At 72.8% G+C, this 22,961-nt stretch carries 20 protein-coding genes; 3 read left to right on the top strand and 17 right to left on the bottom strand.

Annotated elements, in window-relative coordinates; translation table 11 throughout:
- Positions 1-16: 16 nt before the first annotated feature.
- From gap to ABD332_RS05915, 12 genes are all read right to left on the bottom strand, one after another.
- Positions 17-1,027 carry a type I glyceraldehyde-3-phosphate dehydrogenase gene (gene gap / locus ABD332_RS05970; RefSeq protein ID WP_344500310.1) on the bottom strand — a complete coding sequence of 337 codons (1,011 nt, stop codon included), beginning with the start codon at positions 1,025-1,027 and terminating at the stop codon, positions 17-19.
- Positions 1,028-1,052: 25 nt separating this feature from the next.
- Positions 1,053-2,072: a GlxA family transcriptional regulator gene (locus tag ABD332_RS05965; RefSeq protein ID WP_344500308.1), complete on the bottom strand. Its 1,020-nt coding sequence runs from the start codon at positions 2,070-2,072 to the stop codon at positions 1,053-1,055.
- A gap of 99 nt (positions 2,073-2,171) precedes the next feature.
- Positions 2,172-4,574 carry a beta-glucosidase gene (locus ABD332_RS05960; RefSeq protein ID WP_344500306.1) on the bottom strand — a complete coding sequence of 801 codons (2,403 nt, stop codon included), beginning with the start codon at positions 4,572-4,574 and terminating at the stop codon, positions 2,172-2,174.
- Positions 4,575-4,742: 168 nt separating this feature from the next.
- Positions 4,743-5,702, bottom strand: coding sequence for an alpha/beta hydrolase (locus ABD332_RS05955; RefSeq protein WP_344500304.1), 960 nt, complete (start codon positions 5,700-5,702; stop codon positions 4,743-4,745).
- Positions 5,699-6,388, bottom strand: coding sequence for an N-acetylmannosamine-6-phosphate 2-epimerase (locus ABD332_RS05950; protein ID WP_344500302.1), 690 nt, complete (start codon positions 6,386-6,388; stop codon positions 5,699-5,701). The genes ABD332_RS05955 and ABD332_RS05950 overlap by 4 nt, the downstream gene beginning before the upstream one ends.
- Before the next feature lie 27 nt (positions 6,389-6,415).
- Complete coding sequence (locus tag ABD332_RS05945; protein ID WP_344500300.1) at positions 6,416-7,366, bottom strand: ROK family protein; 951 nt, start codon at positions 7,364-7,366, stop codon at positions 6,416-6,418.
- A complete protein-coding gene (locus ABD332_RS05940; protein WP_344500298.1) occupies positions 7,363-8,343 on the bottom strand; it encodes a dihydrodipicolinate synthase family protein in 981 nt (326 codons plus the stop codon). The genes ABD332_RS05945 and ABD332_RS05940 overlap by 4 nt, the downstream gene beginning before the upstream one ends.
- Entirely contained in the window at positions 8,340-9,398 is a 1,059-nt protein-coding gene (locus ABD332_RS05935) for an oligopeptide/dipeptide ABC transporter ATP-binding protein (protein WP_344500296.1), read from the bottom strand. The genes ABD332_RS05940 and ABD332_RS05935 overlap by 4 nt, the downstream gene beginning before the upstream one ends.
- A complete protein-coding gene (locus tag ABD332_RS05930) occupies positions 9,395-11,350 on the bottom strand; it encodes a dipeptide/oligopeptide/nickel ABC transporter permease/ATP-binding protein (protein ID WP_344500294.1) in 1,956 nt (651 codons plus the stop codon). The genes ABD332_RS05935 and ABD332_RS05930 overlap by 4 nt, the downstream gene beginning before the upstream one ends.
- Positions 11,347-12,309: an ABC transporter permease gene (locus ABD332_RS05925; RefSeq protein ID WP_344500292.1), complete on the bottom strand. Its 963-nt coding sequence runs from the start codon at positions 12,307-12,309 to the stop codon at positions 11,347-11,349. Before ABD332_RS05925 ends, ABD332_RS05930 begins: the two co-directional genes overlap by 4 nt.
- A 109-nt stretch (positions 12,310-12,418) precedes the next feature.
- On the bottom strand, positions 12,419-14,020 hold the full coding sequence (locus ABD332_RS05920; protein WP_344500290.1) for an ABC transporter substrate-binding protein: 1,602 nt from the start codon (positions 14,018-14,020) through the stop codon (positions 12,419-12,421).
- Positions 14,021-14,375: 355 nt separating this feature from the next.
- Positions 14,376-15,101, bottom strand: a complete 726-nt coding sequence (locus ABD332_RS05915; RefSeq protein ID WP_344500288.1) for a FadR/GntR family transcriptional regulator — start codon at positions 15,099-15,101, stop codon at positions 14,376-14,378.
- 164 nt (positions 15,102-15,265) lie between these two features.
- Between ABD332_RS05915 and ABD332_RS05910 the strand changes: the two genes are divergently transcribed.
- Both ABD332_RS05910 and ABD332_RS05905 read left to right on the top strand, forming a co-directional pair.
- A complete protein-coding gene (locus tag ABD332_RS05910) occupies positions 15,266-16,009 on the top strand; it encodes a FadR/GntR family transcriptional regulator (protein ID WP_344500286.1) in 744 nt (247 codons plus the stop codon).
- Positions 16,010-16,198: 189 nt separating this feature from the next.
- Entirely contained in the window at positions 16,199-17,950 is a 1,752-nt protein-coding gene (locus ABD332_RS05905) for an exo-alpha-sialidase (protein ID WP_344500284.1), read from the top strand.
- A gap of 70 nt (positions 17,951-18,020) precedes the next feature.
- Here the strand turns inward: ABD332_RS05905 and ABD332_RS05900 are convergent, their stop codons facing one another.
- The 5 genes from ABD332_RS05900 to ABD332_RS05880 form a co-directional block, all read right to left on the bottom strand.
- Complete coding sequence (locus tag ABD332_RS05900) at positions 18,021-18,641, bottom strand: dihydrofolate reductase family protein (protein ID WP_344500282.1); 621 nt, start codon at positions 18,639-18,641, stop codon at positions 18,021-18,023.
- Positions 18,641-19,147: an SRPBCC family protein gene (locus ABD332_RS05895; RefSeq protein ID WP_344500280.1), complete on the bottom strand. Its 507-nt coding sequence runs from the start codon at positions 19,145-19,147 to the stop codon at positions 18,641-18,643. The genes ABD332_RS05900 and ABD332_RS05895 overlap by 1 nt, the downstream gene beginning before the upstream one ends.
- Before the next feature lie 3 nt (positions 19,148-19,150).
- Positions 19,151-19,492: an ArsR/SmtB family transcription factor gene (locus tag ABD332_RS05890; protein ID WP_344500278.1), complete on the bottom strand. Its 342-nt coding sequence runs from the start codon at positions 19,490-19,492 to the stop codon at positions 19,151-19,153.
- A gap of 92 nt (positions 19,493-19,584) precedes the next feature.
- The gene (locus ABD332_RS05885) at positions 19,585-20,670 is read right to left on the bottom strand and encodes a hypothetical protein (RefSeq protein ID WP_344500276.1); all 1,086 of its coding nucleotides are present in this window, start codon (positions 20,668-20,670) and stop codon (positions 19,585-19,587) included.
- A complete protein-coding gene (locus ABD332_RS05880) occupies positions 20,667-21,176 on the bottom strand; it encodes a SigE family RNA polymerase sigma factor (RefSeq protein WP_344500274.1) in 510 nt (169 codons plus the stop codon). The genes ABD332_RS05885 and ABD332_RS05880 overlap by 4 nt, the downstream gene beginning before the upstream one ends.
- A gap of 79 nt (positions 21,177-21,255) precedes the next feature.
- Between ABD332_RS05880 and ABD332_RS05875 the strand changes: the two genes are divergently transcribed.
- Positions 21,256-22,926, top strand: a complete 1,671-nt coding sequence (locus tag ABD332_RS05875; protein ID WP_344500746.1) for an aminotransferase-like domain-containing protein — start codon at positions 21,256-21,258, stop codon at positions 22,924-22,926.
- Positions 22,927-22,961 lie beyond the last annotated feature (35 nt).

The following is a 22,961-nucleotide window of genomic DNA, read 5'->3' as shown; positions in this document are numbered from 1 at the left end:
CGGACGGGCTCCGGTTCTAGGCGATCCGGCTCGTGCTCATCAGCGTCAGGGTGTCCACGACGCGGTTGGCGAAGCCCCACTCGTTGTCGTACCAGCCGACGACCTTCACGTGCCGACCGTCGACCCTGGTCAGCGCCGAGTCGAAGATGCACGACGCCGGGTCGCCGACGATGTCCGCGCTGACGATGGGGTCCGTGCAGTACGACAGGATGCCCTTGAGCGGACCCTCGGCCGCCTTCCGGTAGGCGTCCAGGACGGCGTCGCGCGTCACCTCCGTCTCGACGGTCGCGTTGAGCTCGACCAGCGAGCCGACCGGGACCGGCACCCGGATCGAGTCACCGGACAGCCGCCCGGCCAGGCCCGGCAGGACGAGCCCGATCGCCTTGGCGGCGCCGGTGGTGGTCGGCACGATGTTCACCCCGGCGGCCCGGGCCCGGCGCGGGTCCCGGTGCGGGCCGTCCTGGAGGTTCTGCTCCTGGGTGTACGCGTGCACGGTGGTCATGAACCCGTGCTCGATCCCGGCCAGCCCGTCGAGCACGGCGGCGAGCGGCGCGAGGGCGTTGGTGGTGCAGGAGGCGTTCGACACGATCGTGTGGCGGTACGGGTCGTACGCCTCGGTGTTCACGCCGTACGCGAGCGTCACGTCGGCCCCGGCGGAGGGCGCGCCGACGAGCACCCGCTCGGCGCCGGCCTCGAGGTGCGCGCGGGCCGCGTCGGCGGCGGTGAACCGGCCGGTGGTCTCGAGCACGATGTCGACGCCCAGCTCGGCCCACGGCAGCTTGAGCGGCTCCCGCTCGGCGAGCGCGTGGATGCGCCGGCCGTCGACGAGCAGGTCGTCGCCGTCGACCGCGACGATGCGCCCGAAGCGCCCGAGCGTGGTGTCGTACTTCAGCAGCTGCGCCAACGCCGCCGGCGCGGCGAGATCGTTGACGGCGACGACCTCGAGGTCGCTGTCGCGTTCGACGATCGCGCGCAGCACGCCACGCCCGATGCGACCGAACCCGTTGATGGCAATTCGTCCTGACATGCGTCAATCGTGCTGGTTTGCGAGGTCAGCCGACAGCGGATGGTTCGCCAGTCTCCGCAAGGATCCCGCCACCCGACCGCGCCGCCGCCGAGCCGTTCGGGCGGGCGAACGTCTTGCGGTACTCACTCGGCGACGTGCCCAGAATCCGCTGGAAGTGCAGCCGCAGGTTGGACCCGGTCCCGAGCCCGACCCGCGCCGCGACCTGCTCCACCCCGAGCCCGCTGCGCTCCAGCAGCTCCCGCGCCCGGTCCACCCGCGCCCGCAGGATCCACTGCGTCGGCGTGTACCCGGTCTCCTCCACGAACCGCCGTGACAGCGTCCGCGCCGACACGTTCGCGTTGCGGGCCAGGTCCTCGAGCGCGAGCGGCTCGTCGAGCCGTTCGAGGGCCCACTGCCGGGTCGCCGCGAAGTGCTCGCCGACCGCCTCCGGCACGCTGCGCGGGATGTACTGCACCTGTCCCCCGCTGCGGTACGGCGCCGCCACGAGCCGCCGCGCCACGTGATTGGCCAGCGCGACGCCGTGGTCGCGGCGCACGAGATGCAGGCACAGGTCGATCCCGCTGGCCGCCCCGGCCGAGGTGAGCACCTCCCCCTCGTCCACGAACAGCACGTCCTCGTCGACGAGGATCGCCGGATGGCGCCGGGCCAGCTCACGCGTGTAATGCCAGTGCGTGGTGGCCCGCTTGCCGTCCAGCAGCCCGGTCGCGGCGAGCGCGAACGCCCCGGTCGAGATCGCGGCGAGCCGGACCCCGCGCGCGTGGGCGGCGCGGAGCGCGGCGACGACCTCGGCCGGCGGCTCCTCGCGATCCGGGTTGCGGTACCCGGGGATGAACACGGTGTCGGCCGCGTCGAACGCGTCGAGCCCCTCGGCGACGTGGTACGCGAGCCCGTCCCCACCGGCCACCAGCCCCGGCGCGGCCCCGCACACGTGCACCGCGTACGGCATGCTCGGCCGGTTGGTGAACACCTGCGCGGGAATGCCCACGTCGAGCGGCTTGGCCCCGTCGAGCACGAGCACCACGACTCGATGCACCCCGTCGGTCACGGCTGCCCCTCCTCTCACCCGTGCAGCGTCACATCGGCACGGGCCGCCCGGACAGTGGCGGGAAAGCCACGTACCACAAGTTTCTCGCCACCGCGCCGGTCACCGCCGGCCCACCCGCCGGCGCACCGCCGTGGCGAGCGAGGTCAGCGCGCGGGCGGCGGCCCGGCCCGGTCGCCCGTTGAACAGGTGCACGAGGGCGTCGACGGTGCCCAGGCGCAGGCGGCCGTCGGAGAAGATGGCGGCGCCGCGCAGCGGCAGCTCGTTGATGCCGTGCTCGTACATGGCGAGCGCGGCCGGGTCCGCCCGGACGTCGTCGTCGATCGGGGCCATCCGCCACAGGATCGCCTTGAGCAGCCGGCCGGGGCGGGTCGTGCCGACCTCGTCGAGGGTGGACTGGCGGGTGAAGGGGCGCACCGGCCGGGGCCGCGGGACCGGGTGCCCCAGCCGCCGCTCGAACTGCTCGTCGCCGGCGGCGACCAGCGGCGCGCCGGCCGGCTCGGCGGCGGTGCTGACGCCGCCCTCCACCGCGATCGTGACCACGCCGACCACGTCCGCGCTGGACCGCGCCACCTCCAGGTCGTGGGCACCTGACGGGATCCGCCAGCCGGCGACGCGTACGTCGTAGAACGCGAACGCCCTGGCCGCGACGGTGACGGCGACGGTCCGCCGCTCCCCCGGCTCCAGGTGGACCTTCGCGAACCCGGCGAGCTCGCGGCGGGGGCGGGCGACGACCCCGGTGCGGTCGTGCCGGTAGATCTGCACCACGTCGGCACCCGGTCGCGGGCCGGTGTTGGTGACGGTCACGGTGACGGTGACGTCGTCACCCGCCTGGACGGTGGCGCGGTCCACGCCGATGCCGTCCCATTCGAAGGTGGTGTAGCTGAGCCCGTGCCCGAACGGGAACAGCGGCTCACGCTGTGCGGTCGTGTGGTACCGGTAGCCGACGTACAGGCCTTCCCGGTACTCGACCTGGTGGGGGTCGCCGGGGAAGTACGGGTCCGCGGCGACGTCCTCCAGCGACGCCGGGAACGACTCGGCCAGCCTCCCGGACGGTTCGACGTCGCCGTAGAGCACGTCGGCGAGGGCCGCGCCACCGGCCTGACCGCCGAGGTAGGACTCGACGATCGCCGCCGGGGCGTCCTTCCACGGCATGAGCACCGGCGCGCCGTTGGACAGCGCGACGACGGTGCGCGGGTTGGCCGCACAGACGGCCGCGACGAGCTCGTCGTGCTGTGCGGGCAGCGCGAGGTCGGTGCGGTCGAACCCTTCGCTCTCCTTGGCCGGCGGAAGCCCGACCATGACGACGGCGACGTCGGCGGCGCGGGCGGCGGCGACGGCCTCGGCGATCAGGCCGGGTTCGGGGCGCGCGTGGACGGGGTCGTACCCGGGCGTATAGGTGACGGTCACGCCGCGGCGGGTCAGCTCGTCCAGGGCGGTGCTGATCCGGGTCGGGGTGACCTGGGAGCTGCCGCTGCCCTGGTACCGGGGATGCTCCGCGAACGCGCCGATCAGCGCGACCGAGCGGCCGGGGTCCAGCGGCAGGACGCCGTCGTTGGTGAGCAGCACGGTGCCTTCGGCGGCGGCGCGGCGCGCCAGGGCGTCGTGGTCGTCGACGGGGATCGCGGGACCCCGGGTCCGCGCCGACCTCGCCACCAGGTCGAGCACCCGCTGGGCGGATTCGGTCACCAGCTCGGCGGGCAGGCGCCCGGACGTGACCGCCTCCTCGACCTCACGGTCGAACAGGCCGTGGCTGCCGGGCATCTCCAGGTCCATGCCGGCGGCGACGGCGGCGACCCGGTCGTTGGTGGCGGCCCAGTCGCTGACCACGAGGCCGTCGAAGCCCCACTCGTCGCGCAGGATGCCGGTGAGCAGGCGGTGGTGCTGGGTCGCCGGGTGGCCGTTGACGTTGTTGTACGCCGCCATGACCAGCCACGGCCGGGCGGCCCTCACCGCGTGCTCGAAGCCGGACAGGTACAGCTCGCGCAGGGTCCGCTCGTCGACGACCGCGTCGACGACGAACCGGTGGGACTCCTGGTTGTTGACCGCGAAGTGCTTGAGGCAGGCCCCGACCCCGTGCTGCTGCAGGCCGGTCACCATCGCCGCGGCGAGCCGGCCGCTGAGCAGCGGGTCCTCGGAGAAGTACTCGAAGTTGCGGCCGCACAGCGGGTGCCGCTTGATGTTCAGGCCCGGCCCGAGCACCACGTCGACGCCCAGGGCCCGCGCCTCGACGGCGAGGGCCTGCCCGATCCGCTCCGCCAGGTCCTCGTCCCAGGCGCTGGCGATGGTCACCGCCGTCGGGAAGCACGTGGACCGTTCGCTGCCGGTGACGCCGAGATGGTCGCCGGCGTCGGCCTGGAACCGCAGGCCGTGCGGCCCGTCGCTCAGCACGGCGGCCGGCACGCCGGCCTCGGGCAGCGCCCGGGTCCGCCAGACGTCACCGCCGGACAGCAGGCGGATCCGTTGCGCGAGGGTCAGCGCGGCGGCACGGGGCAGCGCGGTCATGGACGCTCCAGGCATGGTCGTTCGAGCGGCGGGCGCGTCCAGCATGCCCTCCGCACCGCGCGGCGACGATCCGGGCCCTGACGAAAACGCCCGGCGGCAGGCAGGATTGCGCATCTGCGATACATTGCGCCGAGCGGGCCTGACGCCCGCGGTGCCCGGCCCTGCCGGTCACCGCCGCAGCAGCCGGGCGATCCACTCGTCACGGGCCCGCACGGCCTGGCGGGCCATCGGCGACCGCGGGACGAGCTGGTCCCAGCCGTGCGTGCCGCCCGGCCACACGTGCAGCTCCGCGACACCGCCGTCGGCCCAGATCCGGGTGGCGAAGGCGACGTCCTCGTCCCGGAAGACCTCGGCCGAGCCCACGTCGATGAACGTCGCCGGCAGGCCCGCGAGGCTGGTCGCGCGGCCGGGTGCCGCGTAGATCGACACGTCCGCGGTGCCCCGGCGGTCGCCGAGCAGGGCGGTCCAGCCGGTGCGGATGCTGCCCCGGTCCCAGGCGCCGACACCGTCGAACTGCCGCATCGACACCGTCTGGTCCCGGTCGTCGAGCATCGGGCAGATCAGCATCTGCCCGAGCGGCGCCGGTCCCCCTCGGTCGCGGGCCAGCAGCGCCACGCCGGCCGCCAGGCCGCCGCCGGCGCTGGCCCCGACGAGCACGATCCGGGCCGGATCGGCACCGAGCTCGGCGGCGTGCCCGGCGACCCAGAGCAGCGCCGCGTAGCAGTCCTCCACCGGGACCGGGTCCGGGTGCTCGGGGGCGAGCCGGTAGTCGACGGTCACGGCCACCGCACCGTGCTCGACCACCCAGGGCAGCACGGCGGACATGCCGGCGAAGCGGTCCCCCAGCATCATGCCGCCGCCGTGGAAGTGCAGCACCACCGGCGCCGGTCCATCCACAGTGGACCCGTGGAACACCGACACCCGCAGGGCCGCACCCTGATGGCCGGCGATGGTCAGGTCCCGCCGGTCGACCGGGAACGCCGAGAGGTCCTCCGGCACGGCGCTCGCGCGACGCCCGGCGATCTGGTCCGCGGTCACCGGGACCAGGGTGCCGTCGGCGCGCATCCGCTCCAGCACCGTGTCGACGGCCGGGTCGAACGGGGGCCGCCCGAGCGGCACCGGCGTCATCGGTCGGTCACCTCGGCGAACCTGCTGGTGATCCAGGCCGGATCGGTGATCGCGGTGCCGACGACCACGGCGGCCGCGCCCGCGTCCAGGGCCTGCCGGACGTGCTCGGGCCGGTGGTAGCGCCCTTCGGCGACGACCGGCACCGACGCCACCTCGGCCGCCAGCTCGCGCACGAGGGCGAGGTCGGGGCCGGTGAGCTGCCTGCTGTGCGGGGTGTACCCCGACAGCGTGGTGGCGATGAGGTCCGCGCCGCAGGCGGCCGCCGCGACTCCTTCATCCACTGTGGACACGTCGGCCATGACGAGGCCGCCGGCGTCGTGCACCGCCCGGACTGTGTCACGCAGGGAAGCGCCGTCCGGGCGGGGACGGGCCGTGGCGTCGGTCGCCACGACGTCCGCCCCGGCCGCCAGCACCTCCAGCGCGTCGGCGACGGTCGGCGTGATGAACACGCCGCTGTCGCCGCGCTTCGTCAGCCCGATGACCGGCACCGTGACGGCGTCGGCGACGGCACGGACATCGGCCAGGCCACCGACCCCGCCGCAGCGCACGGCGGTGGCGCCGCCGAGCACGGCGGCCTCGGCGAGGCGGCGGATCGTGGCCGTGTCCCGCAGCGGATGCGCGGGACCGGCCTGGCACGACACGACGAGTCCACCGCGGATCGCCGTCATGAGATCGGTGAGGTTCATGTTGCTCCTGTACGGATGGCGAGAGGTTCAGCGGTGCGCGGCAGCGGCCGTGCGGGCCAGGTGCGCCGCCCCCAGCAGCGCGGTGTCGGCGCCGGTGGCCGGCACGAGGACGGGCACGGACCGCAGCGGCGGGAGCGCCTCCTCGCGGAATGCCTCGCCGACGGCGCCGCTGAACTCGGCGACGTTGAGCGCGACACCACCGCCGAGGGTCACCGCGTCGACGTCCACGGCGGCGACCAGGCCGGCCAGGGCACGACCGAGCAGGCGGCCCGCGCCGCGGACCACGATGTCCGCGACCCGGTCGCCCGCGCGCAGCCGCGCCACGACCTCGGTGAGCGACAGCGCGTCGACGCCCACGTGCCGCGCGTACACCGCGGCGATGGCCGGACCCGCGACCGCCGCCTCGAGATGGTCCATGCGCCCGCAGCCGCACGGGATCGCGCCGCGCACGGGGACGAGCAGATGCGCCAGCTCCCCGGTGCTGGCGTGCGGGCCCGCCACCGCGGCACCGTGCCGCAGCAGGGCGCCGCCGACACCGGTGCCGATCGAGACGTGCAGGACGTCCCGGAACGGCGCGACCGCCGGGTCCCGCGCCACGCCCATCGCGGCGACGCGCACGTCGTTGGCGACGGTGGTCCGCAGGCCTGTGCGGGCGGTCAGCTCGGCGCTCACCGCGGTCCCGGCCCAGCCGGGCACGATGTCGGTGGCCGAGCGGACCGTCCCGGTCGCCGGGTCGATGACGCCGGGGGCGCCGACGCCGGCGGCGCCCACCTCGACCCCCCACCGCTCGGCGAGCCCGTGCATCTCCCGGACGAGCCGCGCGGCTGCGTCGAGGATCGCCGGGCCGCCGCTCGGTGTGCCGACCTGGGTGCGTTCCAGGACCCGGTCGGTGTCCTCGACCAGCCCCGCCGCGATCTTCGTGCCGCCGATGTCGACCGCGATCCACGCGCGGCGCCGGCCAGTGGTGCCCTCGGTCACAGCAGCCCCGTCGCCACCAGCGTGCGCCGCACGGCGTCGATCTCGGCGTCGTCGAGCTGGATCTGCGGCGGCGCGGTGACCGCGTGGTCGATGACGCCGCGCAGCCGCAGGGCCGCCTTGAACGCGCCCAGCGCCGAGGATCCGCGGCCCATCCGCGCCGGCGAGCCCACGTGCACGATCCGCATCAGCCGCAGCAGCCGCTCCTGCTCGCGGGCCGCGAGGTCCCACTCGCCGGCCACCGCGTGCCGGTAGAGCGTCGCGTACCCGTGCGGATCGACGTTGCCCAGGCCGGGCACCACCCCGTCGGCGCCCATCCGCAGCGCGTTGTCGACGGTCAGCTCCGAGCCGGTGAGCACGCTGAACGTGGACAGCCCGGCGTCGTCGCGCGCGGTGAGCAGGTCCCGCAGCCCGGCGTCGTCGCCGGTGGAGTCCTTGAGCCCGGCGAGGACCCCGTCGGCGGCGAGCCGCAGGAGCATCTGCGGGTCGAGCCGGGTGTGCACCGACACCGGCAGGTCGTAGGCGTACACCGGGGTCTGGCACTGCTCGGCGACGCGCCGCAGGTGCAGCTCGACCTCCGCCGGGTGGGTCCGCGTGTAGAACGGCGCGGTGACGACGATGCCGGCGCAGCCGGCGCGCACGGCCCGGTGCGCGTGGTCCAGCACCCGCAGGGTCGTCATGTCGATGACCCCGACCAGCACCGGCACCTGCCCGGCGACGTGCCGCACGACCGCGTCGACGACCGTGGCGCGGTGCCGGTCCGGCAGGAACGCCACCTCGCTGGAGGAGCCGAGCACGAACAACCCGTCCACGCCGCCGGCCAGCTGGAAGTCGACCAGGCGCAGCAGCGACGCGACGTCCACCTCCAGATCCGGGGTGAGCGGGGTGCACACCGGCGGCACCACGCCGGTCAGGCCCCTGGGCACCGTGGATCCCGCGGTGGCCGCCGCGCCGGTCGTGGAGGTGATGGTGCTGGTCATACGTGCTCCTCAGTGGATCGATCGGCGCCGTCGGCCGAGCCGGCCGGGCGGTGCAGATCCGAGTAGTCGGTGACAGGGTGGTAGCAGCGGTACCGCTGGGCCGGGTCGGCGCTGTCCTCGGCGTAGGGCGGCATCGCGGTGGCGCACGTGTCGGTGGCGCGCCAGCACCGCGTGCGGAAGGGACATCCCGACGGCGGGCGCACCGCCGACGGGACCGGGCCGGTCAGCGGGATCGGACGCATCGGTCGCAGCAGTCCGGGTGTCGCGGAGAAGAGCGCCTGCGTGTACGGGTGGCGCCCCCGCTCGATGCGCGCGACCGGCAGCTCCTCGACCACGCGGCCGAGGTACATGGTGACGATCCGGTCCGACACGCGCCGGACCGTCTGCAGGTCGTGCGACACGAACACCATGGCGAGCCCGAGCCGCTCGCGCAGATCCATGAGCAGGTTGAGGATCTGCGCCCGCACCGACACGTCCAGCGCGGAGGTCGGCTCGTCGGCGACGAGCAGCGCCGGCTCCAGGGCGAGCGCGCGGGCGATCGCCACCCGCTGCCGCTGCCCGCCGGACAGGTGCGTGGGCAGCGCGTCGCGGGCCGAGGACGGCAGGCCGACGAGGTGCAGCAGCTCCCCGACGCGCTGCTGCCGTTCCCGCGGGCTGCGCCACCGCTGCACGTCCAGCGGATCGGCGATGATCCGCTCGACGGGCAGGCGGCGGTTGAGCGACGTCGACGGGTCCTGGAAGACCATGCCGACGGTGCGGCCGATGTGCCGCCGACGCTCGGTGGTGCCCAGCCGCCAGATGTCGCGGCCGCCGAGCATGACCGTGCCCGCGGTCGGCCGCTGCAGGCCGACGAGGACCTTCACCAGGGTCGACTTGCCGCATCCGGACTCGCCGACGACGCCGACCGTCTCGCCGGGCGCGACGGTGACGTCCGCGCCGGTGAGGGCGTGCACGCGGTCGCGGTTGAGCAGCGAACCGCCGGGCGCCCGGTGCTCGACGCTGACCTCACGCAGCTCCGCCAGGCTCCCCGGGTTCACGGGGGACGGTGCGGTCATTGGACAGCCACCTTCACATCGTTGTCGCGTGGTGCCGGGTGGTGGCAGGCCGCCAGGTGACCGTTGAGCTCGGCGAGCACCGGGCGCTGCCGGTCGCAGCGCTCGGTCGCGACCGGGCAGCGGTCGGCGAAGCGGCAGCCGGCCGGGAAGTCCGCGGGTGAGGGCACCGTGCCGCTGATCTGCACCAGCCTCGGCGCCTGCGACTCCAGCGACAGCACCGAGCCCAGCAGTCCACGGGTGTAGTGATGGGCCGGCGCGGCCAGGACGGCCGCGGTGGCGCCGTGCTCGACGATGTGCCCGCCGTACATCACCGCGATCCGGTCGCAGACGTCGCTGACCAGTGCCAGGTCGTGCGAGACGAGGACGAGCGCGAAGCCGAGCTCGGCACGCAGCCGCAGCAGCAGCTCGATGACCTGCGCCTGGACGGTGACGTCCAGCGCGGTGGTCGGCTCGTCCGCGACGACCAGCTTCGGGTCGCGGGCCAGCGCCATCGCGATGACGACGCGCTGCCGCTGCCCGCCGGACAGCTCGTGCGGGTAGGACGACAGTGTCCGGGCGGGATCCAGCCCGACGAGGGTCATCAGCTCCGGCGCCGTGCGCGTGCCGCCGCGGCGGATGACCTGCTTGAGCTGCGACCGGACGGTCATCGACGGGTTGAGCGCCGACAGCGCGTCCTGGTAGATCATCGCGACCTGCCGGCCCGTCACGGCCCGCCGGGCGGCGCCGCGCAGGGGGAGCAGGTCGGTGCCGGCGAAGTCGACGGTGCCGCCGACCCGGGCGCCGCGCGGCTGCAGGCCCATCAGCGTCAGCGCGGTGAGCGACTTGCCGCAACCGGACTCGCCGATGAGCCCGAGCACCTCGCCGGGGCGCACGTCGAAGCTCACCCCGTCGACGATGTCGACGCCGTTGTGGCTGCCGGGGAAGCCGACGCGGAGGTCACGCACGGACAGCACGGGCGCCGCGGTGACCGGCGGGCGGGCCGCGGCGGCGATCCGGGCCGCCGCCTCGGCCAGGCCCGGCAGGGCGACCGGCGTACGGTCACCGGCGACCGCCTTGTCCAGCGGCTCGCCGGACCCGCCGCGGCGCCGGCCGGCCGGTGCCGCCCAGGCGTCGGAGATGCCCTCCGCCAGGATGTTCAGGCTCAGCACGGTCAGCAGGATCAGCAGGCCGGGGAAGAAGGTCGCCCACCAGCCCTTGCTGGCCAGCAGCTGCTGCCCGTAGGCGATGACGCTGCCCCAGGACGACGGACCCGCCTCCGGCTGCAGACCGCCGCCGATGAACGACAGCGACGCCTCGAAGACGATCGCGTTGGCCACCATGATCGTCGCGTACACCAGGATCGGCGCCGCGCAGTTGCGGGCGACGTGCCGCACGACGATGTGCCAGCGCCCGGCGCCGATCACGCGCTCGGCGGCGACGTAGTCCTCGTGGTACTGGGCGGCGACGTTGGCCCGGACCAGCCGCGCGATCTGCGGGGTGAAGACGAAGCCGATGGCGCCGACGAGGACCGGGAGGCTGTCGTTGCCGTACGCGACGACCAGGATCGCGGCGAGCACGATGGTGGGGAACGCCATCACGACGTCCAGCACCCGCATGATGATCTCGTCGACGGCGCGCCGGCTGGTGGCCGCGACCGCGCCGAGGACCGCCCCGGCGAGCAACGCCAGCCCGGCGGAGCAGAAGCCGACGATCAGTGAGCGCCGGGTGCCGGCGACCAGGCGGGAGAAGATGTCCCGGCCGAGCCGGTCGACGCCGAACCAGAAGTCACCGTTCGGGCCGGTCGACGGCGCGGCGAGGGCGACCTGGGTCGGGTCGTGCCGGACGAGCCACGGCGCGGCGACCCCGACCGCGACGACCACCAGCAGCAGGCCGAGGCAGATCCTGGCCGGCAGCGGCAGCCGGCGGACGCCGGACCCGACGGCCTGGATGGCATGGACGGCCCGCGCGATCATGCCTGTGCTCCTCGGAGTCGGGGGTTCGCCGCCAGGTACAGCAGGTCGACGACGAGGTTCACGATGACGAAGCCGAGCGCGATGACGATCACCAGTCCCCGGGCCAGCCCGATGTCGTTCTGCTGCACGGCGCTCATGATCTGCGTGCCCATGCCCGGCAGCGTGAAGATGGCCTCGATGATGATCGCGCCACCGATCAGGTAGCCGACCTGCAGACCGAGGACGGTCATCGGGGTCAGCAGGGCGTTGCGCAGCACGTTGCGGCCGACCACCACGATCGGTGGCAGCCCGGCGCCGATCGCGGTGCGCACGTAGTCCTTGTCGAGCTCCTCCACCATCGAGGTGCGCACGACCCGGGCCAGCGCGCATCCGACCGGCACGGCGAGGGCGACGGCGGGCAGGATCATGTGCTGCAGCCAGCCGCTGAACGACTCCGACGGCGGCACGTAGTGCCCGCTCGGCAGCGACCCGCCGCCGATCGTCGACAGCTGCTGGATGAGCAGGATCGCCAGCCAGAACGACGGGATGGAGATGCCCGCCATCGACAGCAGCCGGGTGAGCTGGTCGGGCCAGCGGTCCCGGTAGAGCGCTCCGGTCAGCCCGAGCACGAGGGCCACCACGATCGCGCCGAGGACGCCGAGGAAGGTCAGCTGCAACGTGACGGGCAGCGCCTCGGAGATCACCGAGCTGATCGGCACGTTGAGGGAGAAGGTGTTGCCGAGGTTGCCCTGCAGCAGCGACCACAGGTAGTCCAGGTAGCGCACCAGCAGCGGCCGGTCCAGGCCGTTGGCCTTGTTGAACGCGTCGATCTGCTCCGCCGTCGCCTGGTTGCCCAGCACGGAGATCGCCGCGTTGTTCGGTGACAGCGCCATGACGAGAAAGATGAACAGGATGATGCCGAGCATCAGCGGGACGAGCGCCGAGAGCCGGCGCAGGACGATGCCGAGGATTGCGTTCACCCGCCGCTCCTTCCGTTGTCGGGGTGCGCCGCCGGGGTCACAGCCGGACTGGGATCACCGGTCCGGCCGGCCTCCGGCGGCATTCGCTCAAACCTCAGGGGGCGAGGCTTCACGCCCGCGACGTGTTGAGGAAGTACAGGCCGGTGGTCGAGGCGCCCTGGAAGTTCTTGAGCTTCTTGGGGTCGTGCGCGGTCACCATCTTGACGTGGAACACCGGGTACAGCGGGACCTCGTCGGCGATGATGTCCAGCGCCTGCTTCCAGATCGCCTTCTGCTCGGCGCCGGAGGCCTTCGCGGCTGACTCGATGAGCTGCGCGCACTGCTTGGCCTGGTCGTTGGTCCAGCGGTGCCGGTCCTTGGTCCACGTCTGGTTGAGGTAGAACCAGCGCAGCAGCAGGTCCACGTCCGGGCCGAAGGTCGTCGGGTCGCCTGAGGCGGCGAGGACCCGGAAGTTCGGGCCCGGCACGACGGTGCCGTAGATCGCCGAGGACGGCATGGTGTTGAGCGTGGCGTTCACCCCGATCGCCTTCCAGGCGTCGATGACGATGGGGGCGCTGTCCTTGATGAACGCGGCGTCGGTGGTGTGCAGCTCGAACGACAGGTTGCTCGCGCCCGCCGCCGCGAGGAGGCTCTTGGCCTTGTCCGGGTCGTAGTTGTAGACGGTGCCGGCCTGCTGGTAGCCGGTGTTGCCCGCGTCGAGGTAGCTCGTCGCCGCCGTACCGTAGCCCTGGAGCGCGGTCTTGATGACCTTGTCCTTGTCGATGGCGTAGTGCAGCGCCTGGCGCACCCGCTTGTCGCTGAAGGGCGCGGCCGTGCAGTTGAACATCAGGAACATGTGGTTGAAGGCCTGCTTCTCCTCGACCTTGCGGTCGCCGCCGCTGAGCGCCTTGACGTCGAGGTAGGGCACGGCCTCGATCGCCTGGGAGGAGCCGCCCCGCAGGTCGTTGAGCCGGGCGGTGCCGTCCGAGCTGGTCCGCAGCGTGATCTTCTCGACCTTCGCCGGGCGCGAGCCGTTGTAGGCGGCGTTGATGCCCATCACGACGCCGGCGGTGGCGTTGGCGCTGACCACGGTGAACGGGCCCGAGCCGGTCGGTGCGGTGTCGAACGCCTTGGACGCCGCGGCGTCACCGGTCTTCGCCTTCGGCACGATCTTGATGACCGCGATCCGCTGCGGGAACAGGCTGAACGGGTGCTTGAGGGTGAACTCCGCGGTGCGCGCGTCCTTGGCGGTGACCTTGTCGAGGAAGGTGATGAAGCCCGCCATGAGCGCCTTGTTGGCCGGGTCCATCGCCCGCTGGAACGACCACGCCACGTCCTCGGCGGTCACCGGCGTGCCGTCGGAGAACTTCGCGCCCTCCCGCAGGGTCACCGTCCAGGTCAGGCCGTCGGCGCTGGGCGTCGGCTGCGCGCCGGCCAGAGCCAGGTACGGCTCGCGCGTGATCGGGTCGAGGTCGATCAGCGCCTCGAAGACGTGCTGATTCACCGCCGTGGCCACCGCGCTGGAGGCGTTCATCGGATCGAACGCGCTGGACAGGGTGAAGGCGAGCGTGGCCTCGATCGTCTTGCCGGCCGGGCCGCCGTCGCCGCTGGTGGTGGTGCCCTCGCCGTCGCCGCAGGCGCCGAGGCCGGCGGTGATGGCGGTCGCCGCGCCGAGGACTCCCGTGTACCGCAGAAGGTCGCGCCGCGACACGCCTTCGAGGGTGTTCTTCATGCCTACTCCCGAGGTTGTAAGACATCGTATGTCTGATCAATGTGAGCGGTACGCTAGAAGCCTGCCAGGGCTGAGTCAAGACCGCGGCGAGAACCATCTGTAACGGATGCGCAACATCGATGCCGGCGGACCGCCGCGCCGACACGCGCCGTCCGACGAACCGGACGGCCGCCGCCGAAGACGCAACATGCCTGGTGGCAGCGTGCATTACCGGCCGCGCGCCGATCCGCCCGCGGCCACGACAGGACAGCGCGACGCGCCCACCGGACGGCGGCACACATCACGCTGCGTATTCATTCTCTCGGACCATAGCGCGCACCGGGACCGGCGCGGACCGGCACGGCGACCGCCGCGGTCAGCCCGGGCCGGCGGCGGCGATCCGCCGGCGGACCGGCGCATAGTGCTGCACCACGGCGGCGGCGAACGCGTCCACGTCACGCCGGCGGGCGGCCTCCACCATCGCCCGGTGCGCGGCCATGGCCTCGGCGTCCTCCCGCGGGCTGGACATGCCCAGGTACGGCGCGACGATGGCGTGCACGTCCCAGAAGGCGGTGGTGAGCTGGCTGACGAGGTGGTTGCCCAGCGGCTCCATGAGCAGCCGGTGGAAGTGGCGATCGGCCTCGATCTGCGGCGCGCTGCCGGGCGCGCACCGCTCCAGCTCCGACGCCGCACGCTCGAGGCTGGCCACGTGCGCCTCGTCGAGCCGCTCGATGATCCGCCCGGCCATGCCTTCCTCGAACAACTGCCGGACCTCCACCAGGTCGAGCAGCGCCCGCACATCGTCCCCGGGGCTGAGCAGGCCACGGAACGCCAGGCTCTCCACCAGCGACGACAGCGACAGCCGGCCGACGAAGGTGCCCGAGCCGTGCCGCACCTCGACGATGTCCAGCGCGGCGAGGGTCTTGACCGCCTCCCGCAGGCTGGAGCGGCTCGCGTTGAGCGCCTCGCACAGTTCAGCCTCGGTCGGCAGCGAGTCGCCGGGCCTGAGCCGGTTGTCGATGATGTACGTCTTGATGCGGTCCGTCACCGCCTGCCGCAGTGGCGTGCGGTCCGGACGGACCGGTTTGATGTCCGTGCGCATGAGAGCTGACCCTCCCTGAACCCGTACCCGAGGGCACCTCTGACATGACATCAGACATCATACGCCTGACATTCCGCAACCCTCGCCGGGCAGCAACGGATGTCTGATGTCGGACGCTTTGTTAGCATGGCCAGCACTTCTGGCAGCGGACGATCGGAAACGCCATGCGCACGGACATCAAGCCGGTACGGGCCAACCGCGCGCTGCTGCGGCACGCGGTCACCGAGCAGATCAAGACGTACATCATCGAGAACCGCCTGAAGCCCGGCGACTCCCTGCCCACCGAGGCCGAGCTGTGCGAGGCGCTCAACGCGAGCCGGTCCAGCCTGCGGGAGGCGATCAAGACGCTCGCCGCGCTGGACATCGTCGAGGTCCGGCACGGCTTCGGCATGTTCGTCGGCCGGCTGTCGCTGTCATCCCTGGTGGAGAGCCTCACGTTCCGCGGTCTGCTCAGCCCCGAGGACGACTTCCAGGTCCTGCTCGACCTCATCGAGGTGCGCCAGCTCTTCGAGCAGGGCATGGCCGGCAGGATCATCGAGCGGTTCGACGAGGGGCAGCTGGCCGAGCTCGACCGCCTGGTCGACCAGCTCGATGCGGGCGGCGCCGGCGAGTCGCTCGTGGACACCGACCGCGCGTTTCACGACCTGCTCATGCAGCCCCTGGGGAACCAGCTGATCACCCAGCTCAACGGCGCGTTCTGGGACGTGTACACGATCGTCGCGCCGTATCTGGGCATCGCCAACCGCGAGGAGAATGCCGACACCGTCTCGGCGCATCGGGCCATGGTCGAGGCGGTCCGCCGGCGCGACGCGGCGTCCTTCGCCGCCGCCGTGGTGGCGCACTACGCCCCGGTCCGCCAGCGGATCGCCGCCGCCACCCGGACCGCGGCGGAGCACCCCCAGCACTGACCCAGCCCTGACCGATCGCAGAGGCCGCCGGACGCATCCGGCGGCCTCTTCGGCATCCCGGCGCCACCTCGCGTCGCGCGACCTCGCTCCCTGACCTCCTTGACGCGGTATCCACGTCACCCTATGGTCGTCGGACATCGTATGTCCGATGACCTCAACCCCCGTGGTCATGCATCCGAAGGAGCCGATGTGACGCATCCGAGAGCCTTGATCCGAGCCGCGACGGCGGTGATCGCGGCGCTGACCTTCACCGCCGTGCTGCCGGCCGCCTCCGCCCAGGCCGCCGCACCCGCCGGCGTCATCGCGGTGGCCGGCGCCGACTGCGCCGCCAGCCGGTTGACGCTGAACCTCGTCAACACCAGCACCGCCGCACAGACATACACGGTCACCTGGCCCGGGCGGTCCGGCTCGCCGTGGACGCGCACGGTCCCCGCCGGCGGTTCCTTCCTGCACTACTGGACCCTCGCCCCTGGCACCGCGTACGACCTGCGCACCACCACCCCGACCGGGCTGGACACCACGGCCGCCGGGATCTTCCACTGCGGCACCGGCATGTCCGCGCTGGCCAGCATGGACTGCACCGCCGGCCGGCTGCAGCTCACGCTGGAGAACCGGACCGGCGCCGCGAAGACGTTCACCACCACGTGGCCCGGGCGGTCCGGCTCGCCGTGGACCACGACGGTGGCGGCGGGCGGCAACGCGCAGCTGTACTGGACCGTCCCGGCGGGCACCGCGTACGCGCTGCGCACCACCGCGACCGGGTTCGACCTTACGAACCAGGGCACCGCGACCTGCGGCCTCGCCGCCGGTGCCCCCGCGATGAACGCCGTCACGGTGCTGACCACCCAGAGCGTGATCCGCAGCCTCAACGGACCGAACGGCACCTACGACGGCACCGTCGCCTCCGTGCGCATCCCCGGTATGGCCGTGACGAACAACGGCACCGTGATCGCCGTCGCCGACGCCCGCGTCAATGGCAGCTACGACCTCGGCGGCGGCGACAACAACATCCAGATCGCCATGATGCGCAGCACCGACGGCGGCGCCAGCTTCGAGCAGCCGCGCATCATCCACCACGCGGCCACCGTCACCGAGGGGGTCGGCGACCCCAGCGTGCTGGTCGACCGCACCACCGGCGCCGTCTACGTCTTCTTCACCTACTCCCCCAGGCCCGGGATCAGCTACTGGTCGGCCGGCTCGGGCGTCAACACCGCCACCGATCCCAACAGCCTGCACCTGCGCTACATCAAGAGCACCGACCACGGCGCGACCTGGGGCGCCCCCGTCGAGCTCAACCCGCAGGCGAAGGACCCCGCGTGGAAGCAGGTCTTCTTCTCCTCCGGCCACGGCATCCAGACCAGTTCGGGACGGCTGATCCAGCCCATCTCCTACCGTGACGCGAACGGCGTCAGCAACGCCGGCAACGTGTACAGCGACGACCACGGCGCGACGTGGCGGCGGGGCGGCTCGGCCGGCGCAGTCATCAACGAGAGCAAGGCCGTCGAGCGCGGCACCGGCGCCGTGGTGCAGAACATGCGGCACGACAGCGTCCGCAGCCGCTACTACTCGACGTCCACCGACGGCGGTATCACCTTCGGTGCCGCGACGGCGAGCAGCCTGCTGCCCGACCCGGGCTGCAACGCCGACGAGATGAGCTACCTGCGCCCCTCCGACGTCGGGTCGAACGGCGCGCCGGCCCGCACGGGCACCGTGCTGTTCAGCAACAACGCGAGCTCGAGCGCCCGCAACAACCTCACCGTGCGGCTGTCCACCGACAACGGGGCGACGTGGCCGACCCGGGCGCTGCTCAAGCCCGGCGCCGCCGGCTACTCCACGATGGCGGTGCTGGCGAACGGACAGGTCGCGGACCTGTACGAGATCGGCAACACCGGCGGCATCGTCTTCACCCGGTTCTCCCTGGACTGGGTGCGCGGCGCCTGACCCACCGCATGACACCGCGGCGGGCACGTCCGACCTGGACGCGCCCGCCGCGCCGGCCGTGGTGGCCCGGCTACCGTTGGCGCACGGCGTAGGTCAGGTGCGTCGCCCTCGGGGAGGGCTCCGAGCGGACCTGCTCCAGGGCCACGCGGGCCGCGTCCACGCCCTCGAACAGGCGGATTCCGGAGCCGAACAGCACGGGCGACAGTGCGATCGAGCACTCGTCGACCAGGGCGGCGTTCACGTACTGCAGGATCGTCTCGGCGCCGCCGGCGATGCGGACGTCGCGGTCGCCGGCGGCCTCGCGTGCCTGGTCGAGCGCGGACTCGATGCCGTCGTTGACGAAGTGGAACGTGGTCCCGCCCGGCCGCTCCCAGGGGTCACGCTTCTCGTGCGTCACGACGAAGACCGGCGTGTGGAACGGCGCCTCCTCCGGCCACATCTGCTCGCCGGCGTCGAACATGCGCTTGCCCATCACGCTCGCGCCGGTGCGCTCGAACGTCTCCCGCACGATGTCGTTGTCGCGCCCTTCCTCGCCGCCGGCGCCCAGGTGGAGGTTCTCCCGGAAGAACCGCTGCGGGAAGATCCACCGCTGCAGCTCCATCCACTGCCGCCCCATCAGCTCCCCGGCGGACGCGGGCGCGACGAACCCGTCCAGCGACATCGACACGCTGAAGAACACCTTCCCGGCCATCAGCCCTCCGCCCCCTTCCGAACGGTCCCGGTGACGTAGGCAGCCAGGTTGCCCAGGGTCTGCCGGCCGCCCTCGATCGCGTGGTACTTCTCGACCGCCTCGTCGCGCAGTTCCTTCGTGGGGAACACCGTGCGCATCTCGACCCGGGTCGCCGCGCCGTCCGGCTCGAACGTCAGGACCGACTCGAAGGTGTTCGGGTCGTCGCGGGACTCACCGTGCAGCATCGCGATCCGCTCCGGCGGGACGATCCCGGTCCAGGTGATCCACTCGGAGTAATCGGTCCCGTCCGGGCCGCGCATCACGAAGTCCCAGACCCCGCCCTCGCGGAACTCGAAGGACCGCGTGGTGGTGGTGAACCCGTCCGGACCCCACCACCGCGACAGGTGCCGCACCTCGGTGAACGCCTCGAACACCAGCTCCCGCGGGGCGTCGATGATCCGGGAGATCACCACCTCCCGGTCGGCCGTCGCCGGCTCCGCCCCCGCCTCTTGCCCTGCCACTGCCATCGATCAATCCCCTTGCCGTGTCTGCTTGAGCTCCTGCACGTAGGTGTCGAGCCGGTCGAAGCTCTCGTTCCAGAACTGCTCGAACCCGCCGACCCACTCGTGGATCGGCCGCAGCCCGCGGGCGTCCAGGCCGTAGAGGCGCTGCTTGCCCACCTCGCGGACCCGCACCAGCCCCACCTCCCGAAGCACCCGCAGGTGCTTGGACGCCCCCGGCTGGCTCATCCCCAGCTCCCGGGCCAGGTCGGTCACCGGCCGCTCACCCGCCCGCAGCAGCGCCAGGATGTCCCGGCGCTGCGGCTCGGCGATCGCGTTGAACGTGTCCGACGTCGTCGCTGCTCGTGCCACGGCGGTAATCATATTCCGATAACGGCATGCGTCAAGCCCGACCGCTGCCCTGCCCGGCCGGGGCAGGGCAGCACAGGGCAGGGCAGCTGGGGTCAGGGGCGGCCGAGCACCAGGGAGGTGGCCTCGTCCGGGACCACGTCGGCGGGCAGCGGCGTGATGCGGCGGACCGCGCCGTCGAGGCCGAGCAGGACCACGCCGTCGGGGCGCGCCACGGCCAGCTCGTCCGCGCCCGTCCAGTACACGGTGCGCGCGTCGTCCTGCAGGGTGAGCACGGGCTGCCGGGTCGACAGGTCGATCACGGCGGCCTGCCGACCCTGGGCAGCGACGACGAACCTGCCGTCCGGCGACCACGAACGGCGGCCCGGGACCGCGCCCGGCACGGTGTCGCCGACGCGCGCGCCGGTCGCCACCGAGTACACGGCCGTGCCGTCGTCGATGAGCTTCTGGGTCAGCTCCGTGCCGTTGGATCGCCAGCCGGGCGCGCACTGCTCCAGGCACACGATGTTGGGGCCGACCTTCCTCGCGGTGGCCGCGGCGACGTCGGCGACCGCCATCTGGATGCTGTCCGGTTCGGTGCCGTTCGTCGCGTACACCAGCTGCGTGCCGTCCGGCGACCAGTCCGGTGTGGCGCTGACGATCTTCGGCCCGGTGACCCAGCGGACCTTGCCGGTGCCGACGTTCAGGATGCCCACGGACTGGCCGTCGACCACGGCGGCGAGGTCGCCCGACGGTGCCGGACGGACGGTGCCGTACTGGACGGTGCGGTAGCTGCCCTTGCTCCGGTTCAGGACCAGGGTGCCGTTGTGCACCGGCGCGGCCACGATGACGAGACCACCGCCGACGTCCACCGGGCCGGCCGAGAACGCCGGTGTCGGGCCCGGAGTGGGCGGGGCGCTGGGGACCGCCGATTGGGAGGCCGGCTGGGTCGCCGGCTGCGCCGGCACCGAGCTGACGATCGCGCCGGGCGTGATGGGTGCCGCCGTGTCGTCGGGCAGCACGGCGTAGGGGATCGCGAGCGCGCCGACCGCCGCCACCCCGGCCAGCCCGACCAGCGCGCGGCGCCGCCACAGCAGCCGCTGATACCGGCGCACCGCCGGTCCGGCGAGGTCGACCGGCTTGGCCTCGTCCACCAGATCCTCGAGCGCACCCCGCAGCGCGGTGTCGAAGGGGTTGTTCACAGCGGTACTCCATCCAGGGTCGGGGAACTGGCGGCGGCGCTGCGCAGCTTGGACAGCGCCCGCGACGTCAAGCTGGCGACGGTGCCGGTCGAGCAGCCGAGCAGGTCGGCGACCTGCTGCTCCGTCATGTCGTCGAGGTAGCGCAGCACGATGACGGCCCGCTGCCGCGGGGTCAGCACCCGCAGCGCCTCGCGGAGCACCAGCCGCAGGTCGGAGCGCTCGCTCGGGTCGGCGATGACCTCCTCGGGCGGCGTGGCCATCAACGTCTCCGGCCGGCGGCTGCGGTGCCGCCACCCGGAGACCCAGTCGCGGTACACGATCCGCTTGACGTATGGCTCGGGTTGGTCGGTGATGCTCGACCACTTCATGAGCGCCTTGGCCAGCGCTCCCTGCAGCAGATCCTCTGCGGTGTGTTGCGCACCGGTCAGCGCGTACGCGAACCGGAACAGCGCGTGACTGCGTTGCTCCACGAACTCGGTGAACTCGTACTTGGTCACTGCATCCACGTAGTGCACCTCCGCCGCTACATACGCCGCGCACCGGCGGAACCTTGCCGCTCCCGGCGACAATTTTCCGCCCGTCTCGCTGCTGTTCGAGCATCTGGTCCGCCCCGGCGACGACGTCGTGGTGGAGAAGCCGACCTACGACCGCGTGCTGCTGCGGCTGCGCGGGCTCGGCGCCAAGGTCCATCAGGTCACGCTCGACAGGGACGGCCTCGACGTCGACGAGTTGCGCCACCTGCTCGACGGAGGGTTGCGGCCGAGGCTCGCGTACGTCATCCCGACCTTCCAGAACCCGTCGGGCATGACGCTGTCAGAGCCGAGGCGGGCGACCCTGCTGGAGCTCGCGGACGAGTTCGGGTTCACCGTCGTCGAGGACGACCCGTACGCGCGGATCCGGTTCCGGGGTGCTCCGCTGCCCGATCTGCTGTCGCGGGACACGGCGGGCGTCGTCGTGCACGTCGGCTCGTTCACGAAGACGGTCTGTCCCGGTGTCCGGGTCGGCTACCTGATCGGTCCGGAGGGCTTGGTCGAGGCCATCGCACGCCGCGCCACGAACCAGTACCTGTCCCCGAGCATGGTGTCGCAGGGCATCGTGCACCAGTTCTGCTTGAACGGCGACCTCGACCGGTCGGTTGAGGTCACCCGTACCGCGCTGCGGCAACGGGCGACGACCCTCGCCTCATCCCTGCGCAAGCTCATCCCCGGAGCCAGGTTCACCGAGCCCGACGGGGGCTACTTCATGTGGGTGGAGCTGCCCGACGGCATCGACGCCGGCAGGCTCTGGCAGGAAGGGCAGCGGCACGGGGTCGCGTTCGTCAGGGGCACCGACTTCCTCCTGGACGGCGGCGAGAACGCGGTGCGCCTGGCGTTCTCATCAATCCTGGACGAAGACATCGACGATGCGGTCCGCCGCTTGGCGGACGCCATCACCGAGGTGCGGACACCAGGCGCCATCACGCGCACGCCCGAGGCCGGCCGCACGTTCCAGCACCGACCGGCGTCGATCAACCCGCCGGTTGAGCCGCCGGTCAAGCCGCCGGTTGAGCTGCCGGTTGAGCTGCGGGTCGAGCCGTCGGCAGCCGACACCAGCACCGACACCGGCGAGGCACTGGCCCGCGTCGCTCCCGCCCGAGCCACCCGCCCGGCGCCGACGGCTTCCGCGTTGGGCGTCGCGGGGGTGGGCGGCGTTCTTCGACGCGCTGGACCTCACCCCGCCCGCGCCCCCCACCGGCGTCGAGGCCACCGTCGACGAGTCGCTGGCACGGGTGGAAGCGCACCTCGACCAGATGCTGCACCGCCTCGGGCCGCCCGCCGCGACGGCCCACGACCGCGCGAGGAGCACGTCGTGAGCGAGCGCCGGACTGTCGCACGGCCTGCCGACCCCGCCGGTGCCGCCGCGGATCACGGCTGGCGTGACCTCGCCACCTGGGACAGGCTCGCCGAGTGGGAGAAGGCGTCGCCCGGCACCGCCGGGGAGCTGATCGAGCTGCTGAAGGCGGAGCGCCGCCACGCCCACCGGTTGGCCTGGGCCGACTGGGCGAAGCAGTGCGCGGGTGTGGTGCTCGGATTCGGCTGCGTGCTGACCATGGCGTGGCTCGCGTGGCACTACGCCGAGCTCGGCTCGCCGGTCGAGGGCGTGACCGTGATGGGCGCCGGCACGGCCTCGACCGTGGCCATCTTCGTCACCGGGCGGTACGTCGGTCAACGACGTCCCCGCGGCTCGGGCACACCTGACGCCGGTGCACGCCAGTGATGCGTCAGCGCATCCCGGTCCGGTCCTCCCGCGTG

This window comes from Dactylosporangium maewongense, assembly GCF_039531485.1.
GTDB lineage: Bacteria > Actinomycetota > Actinomycetes > Mycobacteriales > Micromonosporaceae > Dactylosporangium > Dactylosporangium maewongense.
Note: the sequence above shows the minus strand (reverse complement) of the source record. Positions and strands in the feature narration are given on the sequence as shown.

What these genes read in the sequence shown, in the direction of transcription:
- gap (WP_344500310.1), bottom strand. Translation starts at nt 1,027, where the DNA reads ATGTCAGGACGAATTGCCATCAACGGGTTCGGTCGCATCGGGCGTGGC.
- ABD332_RS05960 (WP_344500306.1), bottom strand. Translation starts at nt 4,574, where the DNA reads ATGACCGCGCTGCCCCGTGCCGCCGCGCTGACCCTCGCGCAACGGATC.
- ABD332_RS05955 (WP_344500304.1), bottom strand. Translation starts at nt 5,702, where the DNA reads ATGACGCCGGTGCCGCTCGGGCGGCCCCCGTTCGACCCGGCCGTCGAC.
- ABD332_RS05950 (WP_344500302.1), bottom strand. Translation starts at nt 6,388, where the DNA reads ATGAACCTCACCGATCTCATGACGGCGATCCGCGGTGGACTCGTCGTG.
- ABD332_RS05940 (WP_344500298.1), bottom strand. Translation starts at nt 8,343, where the DNA reads ATGACCAGCACCATCACCTCCACGACCGGCGCGGCGGCCACCGCGGGA.
- ABD332_RS05935 (WP_344500296.1), bottom strand. Translation starts at nt 9,398, where the DNA reads ATGACCGCACCGTCCCCCGTGAACCCGGGGAGCCTGGCGGAGCTGCGT.
- ABD332_RS05930 (WP_344500294.1), bottom strand. Translation starts at nt 11,350, where the DNA reads ATGATCGCGCGGGCCGTCCATGCCATCCAGGCCGTCGGGTCCGGCGTC.
- ABD332_RS05920 (WP_344500290.1), bottom strand. Translation starts at nt 14,020, where the DNA reads ATGAAGAACACCCTCGAAGGCGTGTCGCGGCGCGACCTTCTGCGGTAC.
- ABD332_RS05915 (WP_344500288.1), bottom strand. Translation starts at nt 15,101, where the DNA reads ATGCGCACGGACATCAAACCGGTCCGTCCGGACCGCACGCCACTGCGG.
- ABD332_RS05910 (WP_344500286.1), top strand. Translation starts at nt 15,266, where the DNA reads ATGCGCACGGACATCAAGCCGGTACGGGCCAACCGCGCGCTGCTGCGG.
- ABD332_RS05900 (WP_344500282.1), bottom strand. Translation starts at nt 18,641, where the DNA reads ATGGCCGGGAAGGTGTTCTTCAGCGTGTCGATGTCGCTGGACGGGTTC.
- ABD332_RS05895 (WP_344500280.1), bottom strand. Translation starts at nt 19,147, where the DNA reads ATGGCAGTGGCAGGGCAAGAGGCGGGGGCGGAGCCGGCGACGGCCGAC.